The following is a 14,757-nucleotide window of genomic DNA, read 5'->3' on the forward strand; positions in this document are numbered from 1 at the left end:
TTTTAGAACTGGTATATATATAAGTGCTCAGCTTTATTTTTTATAATAAAAGGGTAATTAGAGAGCTATACAGAAATATATATTGTGAATTATGTAATCAATTTTTATAAAAATATGAAATCATATCTTTAGATATTAAAATCAACATTATTTATAATACCACATATTTTTAAAATTAAGGAGGTTAATTATGATTAAATTAAATCATAGCAATATTTCAAAATTTCTATTACTATTAGGGTTCCTTTGTTTATTATACTTTATTGGTATTANNTAACCATTATTTATATTTTACTTCAATCATTAATAATATTTAATGGATTTTATAAAGATACTACAAAGCCTGATTATGCAATTGTATTAGGTGCAGGACTTATAGGTGATAAAATTTCAACGTCCCTTTACTATAGACTTATGGCAGCAGTTGAATTTCATAACCTTTACCCTGATGTAAAAATTGTAGTAAGCGGTGGACAAGGCCCAGATGAATTAATTAGTGAAGCCGCAGCAATGAAAAACTTCCTCATAGAAAAAGGAGTTAAAGAAGATAATATAATAATGGAAGATAAGTCCACAACTACCTATGAAAACTTTCTCTATACCAAAGATAAGCTACATAGTCTAGATAATAGAGAGATGTTATCAGTAACAGTGATTACTAATAATTTTCATATGTTTAGAGCAAAGACCCTTTCACAACGACTAGGCTTTAAAACTTATGGGTATCCTGGTAAAACTCATAAATTTCTCGCACTAAACTTCTTCGTTAGAGAAGTTCCTGCAGTTATTAAAAGTTATTTATTTGATAAATAATATAAAATTTTAAGTTCATCGTTAAAATCTATATTTAGATTATTTTAATTAACAGTTTATAAAATTAATAATAAATACTCTAGTAAATTTTCAATAAAAGTGTATAAACTTTTGAATTAGATAATTAAAATAGAGCATTAAAAATTTATATGTATATCCACTTATAAAGCAATTAATTCTTAAAGAATTAATTGCTTTATATTTTTAATTAGAATTTTTAAAATTGTAAATTTATACAGATGAGAGGTAAATCTTACTCTTTTACATGTAATAAAGCTTGATCAAAAATATACTTAACATGGTCATCATCTAAAGAGTAATAAACTACCTTACCTTCTTTTCTAAACTTTACCAATCTTGTACTTTTTAATACTCTTAATTGATGTGATATTGCAGATTGGCTCATTCCTAAGGTTTCTGCTATGTCACAAACACACATTTCCTTTTGAAATAAAACATATAGTATTCTTATTCTAGTTATATCTCCAAAAGCTTTAAAAAGCTCTGATAAATCACCTAAAACCTCTTCTGAAGGTATATTACTTTTTACACTATCAACTATATCCTTATGAATTTCTGTACAGTTACAGAATTCTAAATTATTATCCATACTGTTCCTCCTATATATGCATTTAAATTATATAGTATATATGAATATGTATTCATATATACTATATAATAAATTTATTGTAATACTTTGTCAAATAAACCACTACAAAACTTAACTTTTTATTACTACAATTCCTTAGTAAACATTTATCTTATACATTATTTTAATTTTCATAGCAAAATTTTTAACATGGTATTACTTTAATTATACTTTTCCAAAATTTTATTACAATGACTTTTATTTAAATAAAGAGTAAAGCTAAGTTTAAACTTAGCTTTACTCTTTATTAATTATTTCCATTTTCTTTATTAATATTAAATTTATTTATTGTTTGTCTAAGATCTAAGGATAATTTTTCTAAATTTTCAGCAGCGGTAACTACTTCTCTAAATTTAGTTCTTTGTTCTTCACTAGATGCACTTACTTCTTCCGTTGAAGCTGCTGCTTCTTCTGAAACTGCTGATATTCCTTGTATCTTATCAATAAAACCATCTTTAGCTTCATTAACTTTAGTTAATGTATCATTTACACTATTTATATTATTTTGAAGACCTTTAATTGCATTGTTTATTTCATCAAAAGTCTCATTAGTATTTTCGACTTTCTCTAATGTCTTTTCACTTAAATCTTTAGATAGTGTAATTTCTTTAATAACCATCTTAATATCTTCTAAATTAGTATTTATAACTTTTTCAACTTCTTCTGCAGAACTTGAAGATTGCTCTGCTAACTTTCTTACTTCTTCTGCAACTACTGCAAAACCACGTCCAGCTTCCCCAGCTCTAGCTGCTTCAATACTTGCATTTAATGCTAATAAATTAGTTTTACTAGTAATTTCTTTTATGGCATCAATTATTGCTCTAATTCTGTTAGAATTCTCTCCTAGTGCTTCCGCTTTAGCTGCTACATTAATTATAGCTCTATTATTTTCACTGAAGGAATAAGTAAGTCCTTCAACCATTTCTTTACCGCTACTAACAAAGCTTTCAACTTCTTCGCTTTCTTCTAATACATCATTAGAATAATTTAATATTTCACTTATGTTATTTCCTAAATCCATGGATAAAGCTACACTTTCTTCAAGCATTATAGATTGCTCATTAGCTCCCTGCGCTACTTGTTCTACTGCATTAGATATATCACTAGCTACCGTTTCTGAAAATTCTACAGTATTAGTTAGGTCCACTGATGCTTTAGATAAGTGCTCTGAAGTGTTAACAATGTTATTTATTATCTTTTCCATATCATTCATAAGTTCGTTACTGGCATTTCCTATTTCTACAATTTCCATAGTCTTAACTTTATTTAAACTAATTCTTTTAGTAAAATCTCCATCCTTTGCAGCTTTAAGAATACTTACTAAATGCTTCATAACTTTAGCTAAATTTTTTGAATATACCATAGGTGCTCCTGATGAAAAAATTATAATTATTATTACTGCCAGTATAGGTATAGCCAATTTGTTGAATATTTTACTATTTATTTCTGAATTTCTTATAAATCCAAAAGAAGTATATCCTAGTTCCTTATTTTCTACCTTAACTGCATGATAATTTACATTATCAAAAGTTACATCCATGATATCGTTATCAAGTATTCCTTTACTCCATTCTTCATCATTTAAATTTTTTCCTATCAATTCTTCATTGTCACTAGCAATTATGCTTCCATTTTTATAAGCAACTATATTAAATCCATCTTTTCCTATTTTCATTTTAGAAACTTTTTCGGAAATTTTACCCAGATCCATATCTATTGCTACAACTCCAGCTAATTTATTATTATCATCTTTTAATGCCTTTGACAAAGTCAGTATTATTTTACCTGAGCTGTGATCATTATACGGAGTACCTACATATAATAAATTTTCATCCTTCATAGCTTCCGTATACCATGGTCTTTCATTTAAATTAAAGCTACTATCTACTTCATCTGGTGGATAGCAATAAAGTTTTGTCTTTTCATTAAAAGCATAAACTGAAAAAATATTATCTTTAATTTCCTCTATGTTTTTGAAGCTTTCCACTGCCTTGTTTTCATTTCCTTGTTTAGTATAAAGGTTTCTAATATGAGATTCACTTGATAATAATTTGATAAAATTACTATTAGAATCAATTATTTCCTCTATTTCGTCATTTATTGCTCTTACAGAAGCAGATGCAACAATCATATACTCATTCATAACACTATCATAAATTGTTTTTGTTGTAGCTACTCCTAAGATAATAATAGGAATTACACATGTAATTACCAGCATTAGTGAGAGTTGCTTTTTAATACTCACTAATTTAAATTTCTTCTCTTTTTTCCTTTTCATATTCTCTCCCCCTAGTTTAATGTGCCTATCACTTAATAAGTATAATTAATTTGACATAATTTTTCAACAAATTACATATATCTAAATGTTATAACTTTATTTATTAAAAATAATTACATATTTACTTCATACTATATGTTTTTTAGACATAATTTTAATAACATTAATTATTTTCTGTATTTATACTATTATTCTATTTTATACTAATATATATTGTAAATTCTTATAGATATTGTTCCATTTTAATTATTAAATTCTGAAATTATATTGAGTTAATTTATACAAAATAACTGCTGATATTATCATCAGCAGTTATTTCTTAACTTATTTTGAATTTACTAATTACACCCTTAAGTTTTTCTGATAACAATTCTAAGTTTTCTGCTGATAGTACTACTTGTCCAAATCTATTCTTTTGTTCTTCACTAGATGCACTTACTTCTTCTGAAGATGCTGCTGCTTCTTCTGCCACTGCTGAAATATTTTGTATTCTTCCTATAAGTCCATCTTTAGTACTATTTATATTTATTAAAGTTTCATTAACTCCATTTATATTTTTCTGAAGAAGTTTTATTGAAGAATTTATTTCTTCAAAGGTTTTAAAAGTATTTTCAACTTTACTTGAAGTTTTTTCTGTAATCTCTTTTGATATTGTTACTCCATTAATAACCTTATCTATATCACTAATATTTTCTTTTATTACTTTTTCTATTTCTTCAGCAGAAATTGTAGATTGCTCTGCTAGCTTTTTTACTTCATTAGCAACTACTGCAAAGCCATGTCCTGCCTCACCTGCTCGTGCAGCTTCTATACTAGCATTTAGTGCAAGTAAATTAGTTTTATTTGTTATAGATTTTATTGCATCTATAATAATATTAATCTTCTTAGAATTTTCCTGTAAAGTTTTTGCTTTATTTACAGTATCAATTACTGCTTCAGTATTTTCTTTAAACATTTCATCAAAATCTTGTATAACTTCTTTTCCATTAAAAATAAGTTTTTCTGCTTCTTCGCATTGATTCATTACATCTTCTGAATATGATACTATATTACTGATATCTTCGCCTAAATTAATGGTAAGAGAAACATTTTCATCTAACATTATTGACTGTTCATTTGCTCCTTGTGCCATTTGTGACACAGCACTTGAAATATCACTATTAGCAACTCTTGAGTCTTTAACTATATTTGTTAATGTACTTGACGCTTCTGATAAATGTTTGGAAGCATCCTTCACACTTTCAAGCAATGATACCATATCATCCATCATACTATTTACCACATTAGAAATTTCTTTAACCTCTTTGGTCACTATTCCTTTGGTAGTTATACGAGCTGTAAAGTCTCCATTCCTAGTACGAGCTAAAGTATTTACCAAATTATTTATCACTCTAACAAATTTTGAAGAAAAAATAGTGACAACAGTAAGTGAAAATATAAGTATAAAAACTATTAATATTATAGACGTCCATAAAGCTTTACCTATTTGTCCCTTAATTTCATTGGTAGAACTAAATCCATAAGTTGTATAACCTAATTCTCCATTTGTATATTTTTGAATATAGTAATTATTATTTTCAAATTTAAACAAATCCAAATTTTCAGAAGTGATAAGATCTTTTGCCCACTGTTCCTTCGATAATTCTTTACCTATCAATTCTTCCTTATTACTAGCAACTACACTTTCATCTTTATAAGTAACTAAAATAAATCCTTCATTGCCAATTGAACTAGAAGTAACCTTTTCTGATAAATCTGTAAGATCAATATCCATTGCCATTACACCAATTAAATCTCCATTTTTATCTACTACTTTTTTTGAGATAGTAAAGACTTGTTTGCCAGTAAAAGCATCTATATACGGCTTTGATATCACTAAGTTCTTTTCGCCCTTTGCATTGGTATACCATTCACGAGAATTGGGATCATAATTTGAATCTAATTCCACTTTAGGATAAAGATATAATTCCTTCTTTTCATTAGCAAAATATATGGATAATACATCATTACTATTTGCTTTTACATTCATAAAAGTATTGAAAACTAGACTTTTATTTTTCTCACCTTTAAATCCATTTTGTATATTTTCTTCTTCTGAAAGAATATTTATTAAGTTACTATTAAAATTAATAATATTCTCTATTTCTTTTCCTACATCCTCAATTTTATTAGCAGTTGCTATAATATACTCATTATTTGCACTATTATAAACTACCTTAGTAGTGCTTATACCTAAAATGATTATAGGAATTAAAGATATAAATAATATTAAAATTAAAAGTTCATTTCTTAAACTTAAATTTAATCCTAAAGTCAATTTTTTCTTTTCTTTTTGTTTTCTAGTTTTAATCTTCATCTAAAGTCCTCCTTTATCTCATATGTTATTTTTCGTATGATTATACTTTTTCTTTAAATAAAATTAAATTGTTACTATATAGTTCTGTAATTTTCAACAATGTTTTTACATTTCATTACAAAAACAATAAATATAATAATTCCTATATAATGAATTTACAAAAATACTAGAAACTTGTGTTTCATAAGCTCTTAAATTGTATTAAAACAATATATTATTTCAGTAAATTAAAAAAGTAAGAGGCGGTCTCTTTTGAGACAGCCTCCAAAAAACTATGCTTTTTTCTTTTTAATTATAACTCTATAAGTTTCTATTAATAAAATTAGTGCTAATATTAATAATATTACAGCAAATACCCCTAATACTATATTTGACGTAGCTGCAGTAAAATATTGGCGTATTAGCATTGTTAATGATGTCAATGTAACTATAAACATAAATATCATAGGTATTAAAGCCATAGTATATTTTTTCCCTATACTGGATAACCAAGCTGAAACTGCTAATAAAGAAAGAGCCGCTAATAGTTGATTTGCTGATCCAAATATAGGCCAAATTTTATTGTATCCATAAGCTAATAATAAAATTGATGCTCCTATGGTAGCAAATGTAGCAAAATATTTATTGCTACCTAAACTCTTACTTTCTTTTTCTTTGTCAAAGAATTCTTGGAATATATACCTTCCAATCCTTGTTGCTGTATCAAGACTAGTTAATGCAAAAGCTGAAAAAGTAAGCATAGTAAATACCTTACCTATCTGAAGTGGTAATCCAAAACTATTCATAAATACAGATAATCCGTTTGCAAATACTACTGAAGGAGCTCCCTCAGAATTTGCTAAATATCCAACAGTTATTAAGGCTATAATTGCCACAAGACCTTCAATGAGCATGGAACCATAACCTATTAATTTGGCGTCAGATTCTTTATCAATTTGCTTTGATGAGGTTCCTGACCCTATAAGAGAGTGAAATCCTGATACTGCTCCACAAGCAACAGTTACAAATAAGAATGGAAATAGTGTTTGATTATTAACCTTAAAACCACTAAAAGCAGGTATTGCCATTGAAGGTCTATAAATCAATATTCCTAGTACTCCTCCTATAATCATTGCATATAAAAGAAATGAGCACAAATAATCCCTAGGTTGTAGTAATATCCATACTGGTAAAGTAGATGCCAAGGTTATATATATAATTAATACTATATTCCATTGAAATTTTGTTAATTTTATAAAAGGAAACATATATCCAAGCCATATACAGAAAAATAAAAGTATAACTCCAATTAATGTGGAAATTCCAAGCTTAGATCCTTTTCTATAAACAGCAAATCCAAAAGCCATTGATATGAATATAAAAAGTATAGATGCTGTTCCTGCTTGTGCTCCTATTAAATTATTGGGATCATAAGCAAAAGTTGAAGCACAAATATCAGTAAAAGCAGCTACTATTAATACAATAGTAGACCATGCAAAAATGTTGTATAGTATTTTACCTTTATTACCTAAATTGGTTTTAATTATTTCTCCTATAGTTTTTCCATCATGTCTTATAGATGCAAATAAGGCACTATAATCATGAACACCTCCTACAAATACACTCCCAACTAATATCCATAAGTATACAGGAATCCATCCAAAAACTGATGCTAATATTGGTCCAGTTATGGGTCCTGCACCTGCAATTGAAGAAAAGTGATGTCCTAATAGCACTTTAGAATTTGATGGCACATAATCCATATTGTCAAACTTAGTATGAGCTGGTGTTTTTCTATTAACATCAATACCCCATTTTTTAGTTAACCATGCACCATAGGTTACATAAGCTATTAAGAATACTATAATTGAAATAACTAATAATAACAGTGCGTTCATTTATAGCCTCCTTTATTTATTACTTAAGGTGTGTAAATACACCTTATAGTCGTCTTTAGCAGCTTTGTTAGTTATAATCTTACTACTAGATAAATCTATAACTACAAGCTTTATGGTACTCCAACCATGAAGTGTAAACTTATAATACTTATTGTATTTGAATTTTTTTGTATAATCCCAAATATCCTTGGAGGTATTAGCTTTGCTAATTATAATTCCTGTTATTATAGAACTTTTGTGTTCTCCATTTGGATTTACTAGCTTTATAGTCATATCTTTTAGATAATGTGAAAATTCTACTAAATCCTGATATTTTAAATCATCATAGCCCTGTATTAAGCAATGTTCATATACTTCGAATTTATCTATAACATCATTTTTAGTCAGAAAGGTTCTTCCACCTATATCTTTATATTTTCCATATAAATTTAACTTTTTATCAAAAATTACTACATCTTTGTGAAGTTCGAAGTTCTTTCTAAATATTTCACTTAGATTATCTAAATATAACTGTAAATCCATAAATATCCCCCAAAATTTTATTACATTACCTAATATTTATACAATTAAGAATTGACTATTGACAATGGAGAATTATTGATACTTCTCTCATAAGAGAGAAGTTTGAATTTATCTCTTTTTAAAGTGCATAGTCACTTTTATCGAAAAGCCTATTTGAAGAAATTAGTTTGATCAAAACTAATTTCAACCTTAATTCTCAATCGTCCATTTTCAATTCTCAATTAAATAAATATAATATACCTATATTAAAATATACTCATTAGAAACTTGATTTAAAACTATATATTATAAAAATTATATAAATATACAGTTTTTATATAAATTATCATATATATATATGTCTTTAAAAAAGTACACTCTTTTAAAATAAATAATCTATTTTTTATATTTATTACAAAAAATAAATGCTGATAGAAAACTCTATCAGCATTAAATATATAAATTATGTTTGTATTTGTGTTGGTATTAATATGTTGTTTAATTCTTTTACAGTAATATTAAAATAATTGCTACCTGTGTCTAATGGTTTAATTTGAGATATAACATAATCATCCTTAAGTAAAAACATCAAATCATCTGATTTATTCTTGTCTTTTGGTATAATAAGTGCAAAGGAATTATTAGGTACCAAAATATTATCTTCTTCGATTAGTGCAGCACACAACTCTCCTTTAATAAAATTTTGTTTTAAAGAAAAAATAATATCACCTTTTCTAGTTATGTTAACATTTTCATATAACATACTAAAATTTTCTACAGGCTTAGTATTAATTATTCTTTGTTTAAAAATATCAATACAACTCTCATCAATTAACTTATAACTACTATTAATTTCTGTAGTTTCCTTTAAAGTCCTGCTAGATAAATTAATGTCTGCAATCTGGTACAAATAACAGGTTTCACAATTAATATCCATCCTTATCCCCCTAAAGAAAATATTCAAATTTCTATAATAATTATATACTATTTTTATTCGCAAATTCATTAATAACTTATAGTTTTATCATAAAATTTATTATTTCTAATATTTTCGTAAAAAAATATAATACCACTTTATTTTTATATCTTTATTATACAAAAAATTCCTTAATGTTACTTATCAAAAAAATCAAAGTTACCAATGAGTTTTATATTGATAACCTTGATTTTAAAATAATTTTATATTTCCTTTTCTAACATGTCTAATAACATATCGAATCTTTTTATAGTATCTTCTAGTGGTTTTGGCGTTGTCATATCAACACCTGCATTTTTAAGTATGTTTATTGGATAATCACTACTTCCTGCTTTTAAAAAGCCTTTAAATCTTTCTACCTCTTGGGCTCCTCCATTTATTATCATTTGTGAAAATGAATTTGCTGCTGCAAAACCTGTTACATATTGATAAACGTAGAAATCTCTATAGAAATGAGGAATTCTTGACCATTCCATATCTATTTCACTATCTACAACCATATCTTTTCCAAAGTATTTTACATTTAAATCATGATATATACTACACAAATCGTCGCTAGACAATGCTTCTCCTGCTTCTATTTTTTCATGGGTAATAAGTTCAAATTCAGCAAACATTGTTTGTCTAAAAACAGTAGTTCTTATACTCTCCAGCTGTTCATTAATCAAGTATAATTTTTTAATTTTATCTTCTTCTTTTTTTATTAAATAATCCATGAGTATGCATTCATTAGTTATAGAAGCAACTTCAGCACAAAACAATACATAATCTGCATAAATATATGGCTGATTTTTCTTTGAATAATAAGAGTGTATAGAATGCCCCATTTCATGAGCAAGTGTAGAAACATCATTTATTTGATTATTATAATTTAAAAGCACATATGGCATGCTATTATAACTTCCACTAGAATAAGCTCCGCCTCTTTTTCCTTTGTTTTCATATACATCAATCCATCTATCTTTTATGCCTTCTTTAAATATATTTAGATATTCCTCTCCCATTGGTTTTAGTGCTTCAATACAAATTTTTACTCCTTCTTCATAAGGTATGTCAAATTTAGGAGTCTCTATATTAGGTACATATAAATCGTACATATGAATTTCATCCAACTTTAACAATTTCTTTTTAAGTGACACATACCTATGAAGAGATTTTAAATTATTGTTGATAGTATCTATTACATTATGATAAACCTCAAGAGGAATTTTATTTGGCTTCAATGAACTTTCTAGTGAAGAATTGTAATTTCTAGCTTTTGACTTAAATATAAAACTTTTATGTGAAGACGTATAAGTAGTGGCTAAAGTATTTTTATATTTTTTATATGTGCCAAATAAACCGTTAAAAGCCTCCTGTCTAACTCTTCTATTTTTTGATCTTATAAATACGGAATAATTTCCTTCTGTAAGTTCAATTGAATAATTATTTTCATCTTGTATTACAGGAAAAGTCATATCTGCATTGGTTAGCATATTAAATATATTTCCTGGAGCTGATAGTGAATTTTCTGCAGATGCTAATAATTTTTCCCCTTCTTCACTAAGTATATGAGGTTTTTGTTCTAAAATAGCCTTCAAATATTTTTCATAAAGTTTTAATGGCTCTAACTCATCTATAGCCTTGTTAATATCCTCTTCACTTAAAGTTAATATTTCCGGTACAAAGAAAGAGGTTATACTATTTACCTCTGTAAGGTAAGCTCTTATTCTATCTAAAAGAACTTGATACTTAGTATTTGCTGTATTTTCATCACTTCTAAGATGAGCATATACATATAAATCCTCTACTAAGTTTGAAACTTTAACATAACTTTCTAAATATCCTAAAAGCATATTAGGATCCTTCAATTTCCCTTTATAGTCTAATAATTTAGGTGCTATTTCTTTTGCTTTAATAAAGTCTGATTCCCAAGCTTTCTCGTCCAAATACATTTTTTCAACATTCCATTTGTACTTTTCAGGAACTTCTTCTCTAATTTTTAACTTTTTTACTTCGCTCATGGTTCCCTCCCAATTATTTAGACTATGTTTTTATTTTTATTATTAATTATGATTTAATTGCTATAATGCTTATAAAGAGTAATAATATTTTAAAACATAGTCATTATTTTAGATTTAATATAATTTTATATTAACACATATTTACAAAACTTTAATAAAATCCTTTAAACATTCTGTAATTTTCTTTTAATAAATTTTCCATAACTCTTTTTATCTATAAATTGATTGCCTTTACTATTATCTCTCCTCTTACCATAGTTAATACAGGATATCCTTATTTGCTATTATTACTCCTATGTCTAAATTAAAATGGGTATGAACGCTGATACCACCTAGAATTATATATTTTCCACTAGCATCAATAATCTCATCATAATTTCTTTTAAGTTCACTCTATAATTTCTTATAACGAGAAAAGAAAAGTGTACAATCACTTTTCTTGAAAATTCTTAAAAAAATTATTTAAGGTAAGACTAATATAATCTTAATTGTGAATTATAAAATCTATATTTAGATCACCTAGTAAATTTTTATTTATTTTTATATTGTAAATAATTTAGTTTAAAACTGTGTCATACAGATTGGTTTTTCATCTGATGAAAATATTTCATTTAATACTTTTAAATACTCTACATTTGAAATTTTAATTTTTCCATATCTATAAAGACTATTAATATCTACAACACATGTAATAAGCGATGAAAAATCTGAAACATCCATCATAAGTTCTACGTCAAAATCTTTATTTTTATTTAAAGTGGCTTTTCCGTCATTAAAATGAATTATATAACTTCCATTATTTTCTTTTATAAGAGTATCGGTAATCGTTAGTTTAAGTCTGCAATCTTGATTTTTAAAGTTATGCCTTTCTAAATCCTTGAAAAGTTTAGATACATCTATTACTCTGTACATTATTCCCGTTCCTTGCCTACTGCATTGATGATATACACCAGTAAGTATTATATCTGCCCCATCTCTTGGATCTTCTAAAGCAAATCTAAAATTTTCATCTTGAGTATTAAAAAGTATATATCTTATTTGATCATTTTGACTATTAAAGAATGTCATAAACTCAAGGAATACTTCTGGATCTTCATAAAGGAATTCTTTTATAACCATATCATTAATTGTAAAAGCCTCTGTATCCCCTTTTTTAAATTCAAAAACCACATAACCCTTTATTTCATCTTTAACTCTGTATGCTAAAATTTTATTTGAAGCATTATCAAATAAAATTTTAAATTCATAATCATGTTTTTCAATTAGTCCATTAGTTTTCATTACCATTTTATTATAAAAATTACAAAGCTCATGTACATCTTCAATATTTAAAAATTGAATGTGTGCCTTACTTGTACCCTTTGGTAAATTGCAAGGTTTTACCCTAAATTGATTAATACTTGTACCAAATCCAAAGCCCATCTTTTTATAAAAGTCTGGTCTGAAAGGATATAGTAATGCCATGGAAACCCCTTGATTTCTGTAATGACAGATAAAATCTTTAATAATATCTATTGCAACCTTTTCTTTTTTATGAATTAAATCAACAGCAATACACCCTACTCCACCAGCTTTAATTTTTTGACTTAATAAATTCATATTGAAATCGTGATATCTCATTCCTCCAAGAAGTGCTGAATCTTCAAATACTCCATAGAAATTAACGTTTTGCCTTTCATTTTGAACCTTGATAATATTATCTTTAAACCTATCCTTATCTTCCTTTGTAAATATTCCATTAGCGGGGTATGCATTAGCTACTATTTCTACAAAACTTTCTATATGACATTCTTCTAATTTTTTTATTACGTGCATATCATTTTCATTGGAATATCTATATTATTAAGAATCCAATGATATTCACCTCCATTTATATTTTTTAACTGCACACAACATAATTTATATGAATACTTATTATAATTAGAAAATTATGTTTATATATGAATATCCTTTTGCTTTTAAGCACATACTCATTTTTAGCAACTAAAATTAGTAATTTGTATCCAATTATCTTCCTTAAATTCTAAATATATCTCTTTTTATCACTTTTAATATATTCTCATTAATAATTGCTTATATATCTTTGTGTAAATGGGCATACCTCTATACATTTGCCACATAATGAGATTTCAGCTCCTACTTGTTCTTTTGATAATTCTCTAGCTTTTTGTCTGCAGCTAAAAGGATTTATTAATTCGTCTCTTTCTAATTTTATATTCCATAGCTGTCCCTTAATTGTTTCAGCTGGGCATGATAACCTACATTTCTCACATCTGCCACATCTGGATTCATTAATTGGACTATTGGTTTCAAGTGGCATATTGGTCAAAACTGAAGAAATACGTATAGCTGATCCATATTCAGGTGTAATTAATAATGCATTTTTACATATCCAACCTAACCCTGCCCTTGTAGCTACAGTTTTATGTGGTAATAGTGTAGCTAAATTATCATCACTAGTAACATAAGTGGATGTTTGTCCTATTGCATCATAACCCAAGTTTTCTATATAGCTAACACAAGCTATAGCAATTTCATCCAAAGCATTATTTATTCTCTTGTACTCCTCCCAATATTCTTTTGTTGGTCCATATTCAATTTCTCTTATAATTTTAGTATTTAATTTAATTCCAAAGGATATGCCATAGTCCATACTCTTACGTGCTTCAATATCAATATCTCTCAAATCTGCAAATCCAACTAAAGATGCTCCAAGAGTTTCTAAATATTTCTTTAAAAAATTTTTATTCATACTTCACCTCAATTATTCATATTAATAATAACATTTTCTAAGACTTTCTTACTTTTATCCATAACATAAATTCATTAACTATGTCTTTTTTATCTCACTTTAAAAATCTCAATCTTTCCGTGATAATAAAAATTTTCTTCACATTGCTATAATATAATAATATTACTTAAATAAATAGTGCCCTACATATTCTAAGTACATATCCCCATAGAAAAAATCTCTACTTTTTATAATTTCTAATATTTGTTCTTTAGTCATTAATTTAACTTCACTTACTTCTCCTTGCTGAGGAATAACTTCATTAATATCAATTTCCTGTCTAAAATAATAAATATCTGCAATCCAAGGACTTTTAGTATCAAATCTAATCCTTCTAAGTAATCCTCCATTTTCTACTTTTAACTCTATTCCTAACTCTTCTTTAACTTCTCTTAAAGCTGCTTCTAAACTTTCTTCTCCTGCAATAACTGAACCACCTACTGTTTCCCATTTGTTTGCATTAGTTTTGTTTGGGCTTCTTCTTGATTATAATTATAACACTTAGAAATAAAA

Annotated in this window: 10 protein-coding genes and 1 pseudogene; 1 reads left to right on the forward strand and 10 read right to left on the reverse strand. The window is 26.6% G+C overall.

What is annotated here, in order from left to right:
* Positions 1-246: 246 nt before the first annotated feature.
* A complete protein-coding gene (locus B3603_RS08650) occupies positions 247-813 on the forward strand; it encodes a YdcF family protein (protein WP_291563416.1) in 567 nt (188 codons plus the stop codon).
* 253 nt (positions 814-1,066) lie between these two features.
* On the opposite strand, the gene B3603_RS08655 is transcribed toward B3603_RS08650, so the two are convergent.
* The 10 genes and pseudogenes from B3603_RS08655 to B3603_RS23225 form a co-directional block, all read right to left on the reverse strand.
* Positions 1,067-1,423 carry an ArsR/SmtB family transcription factor gene (locus B3603_RS08655; protein WP_039630122.1) on the reverse strand — a complete coding sequence of 119 codons (357 nt, stop codon included), beginning with the start codon at positions 1,421-1,423 and terminating at the stop codon, positions 1,067-1,069.
* A gap of 286 nt (positions 1,424-1,709) precedes the next feature.
* A complete protein-coding gene (locus B3603_RS08660; protein ID WP_291563421.1) occupies positions 1,710-3,740 on the reverse strand; it encodes a methyl-accepting chemotaxis protein in 2,031 nt (676 codons plus the stop codon).
* Between the two features lie 319 nt (positions 3,741-4,059).
* Entirely contained in the window at positions 4,060-6,096 is a 2,037-nt protein-coding gene (locus B3603_RS08665) for a methyl-accepting chemotaxis protein (protein WP_291563424.1), read from the reverse strand.
* 272 nt (positions 6,097-6,368) lie between these two features.
* Complete coding sequence (locus tag B3603_RS08670; protein WP_291563427.1) at positions 6,369-7,973, reverse strand: carbon starvation CstA family protein; 1,605 nt, start codon at positions 7,971-7,973, stop codon at positions 6,369-6,371.
* A 12-nt stretch (positions 7,974-7,985) separates the two neighbouring features.
* Positions 7,986-8,495, reverse strand: coding sequence for a hypothetical protein (locus tag B3603_RS08675; protein ID WP_291563430.1), 510 nt, complete (start codon positions 8,493-8,495; stop codon positions 7,986-7,988).
* Positions 8,496-8,937: 442 nt separating this feature from the next.
* Positions 8,938-9,411, reverse strand: coding sequence for a hypothetical protein (locus B3603_RS08680; protein WP_291563434.1), 474 nt, complete (start codon positions 9,409-9,411; stop codon positions 8,938-8,940).
* A 242-nt stretch (positions 9,412-9,653) separates the two neighbouring features.
* Positions 9,654-11,453, reverse strand: coding sequence for an oligoendopeptidase F (gene pepF, locus B3603_RS08685; protein WP_291563437.1), 1,800 nt, complete (start codon positions 11,451-11,453; stop codon positions 9,654-9,656).
* A gap of 561 nt (positions 11,454-12,014) precedes the next feature.
* Positions 12,015-13,268, reverse strand: a complete 1,254-nt coding sequence (locus B3603_RS08690) for a GNAT family N-acetyltransferase (RefSeq protein ID WP_291563440.1) — start codon at positions 13,266-13,268, stop codon at positions 12,015-12,017.
* 247 nt (positions 13,269-13,515) lie between these two features.
* Positions 13,516-14,205 (reverse strand): 4Fe-4S double cluster binding domain-containing protein, encoded by a 690-nt coding sequence (locus tag B3603_RS08695; protein ID WP_291563442.1) that lies wholly within the window; start codon positions 14,203-14,205, stop codon positions 13,516-13,518.
* Between the two features lie 162 nt (positions 14,206-14,367).
* Positions 14,368-14,715 (reverse strand): annotated as a pseudogene (locus B3603_RS23225) (NUDIX domain-containing protein); the annotation flags it as partial.
* Between the last annotated feature and the right edge of the window lie 42 nt (positions 14,716-14,757).

The organism is Clostridium sp. UBA2485 (genome assembly GCF_002341865.1).
Taxonomy (GTDB): Bacteria; Bacillota; Clostridia; order Clostridiales; family Clostridiaceae; genus Clostridium_J.

Excerpts from the sequence above, each read along its gene's own strand:
- B3603_RS08655 (WP_039630122.1), bottom strand. The coding sequence starts at position 1,423 with ATGGATAATAATTTAGAATTCTGTAACTGTACAGAAATTCATAAGGAT.
- B3603_RS08660 (WP_291563421.1), bottom strand. The coding sequence starts at position 3,740 with ATGAAAAGGAAAAAAGAGAAGAAATTTAAATTAGTGAGTATTAAAAAG.
- B3603_RS08665 (WP_291563424.1), bottom strand. The coding sequence starts at position 6,096 with ATGAAGATTAAAACTAGAAAACAAAAAGAAAAGAAAAAATTGACTTTA.
- B3603_RS08670 (WP_291563427.1), bottom strand. The coding sequence starts at position 7,973 with ATGAACGCACTGTTATTATTAGTTATTTCAATTATAGTATTCTTAATA.
- B3603_RS08675 (WP_291563430.1), bottom strand. The coding sequence starts at position 8,495 with ATGGATTTACAGTTATATTTAGATAATCTAAGTGAAATATTTAGAAAG.
- B3603_RS08680 (WP_291563434.1), bottom strand. The coding sequence starts at position 9,411 with ATGGATATTAATTGTGAAACCTGTTATTTGTACCAGATTGCAGACATT.
- pepF (WP_291563437.1), bottom strand. The coding sequence starts at position 11,453 with ATGAGCGAAGTAAAAAAGTTAAAAATTAGAGAAGAAGTTCCTGAAAAG.
- B3603_RS08690 (WP_291563440.1), bottom strand. The coding sequence starts at position 13,268 with ATGCACGTAATAAAAAAATTAGAAGAATGTCATATAGAAAGTTTTGTA.
- B3603_RS08695 (WP_291563442.1), bottom strand. The coding sequence starts at position 14,205 with ATGAATAAAAATTTTTTAAAGAAATATTTAGAAACTCTTGGAGCATCT.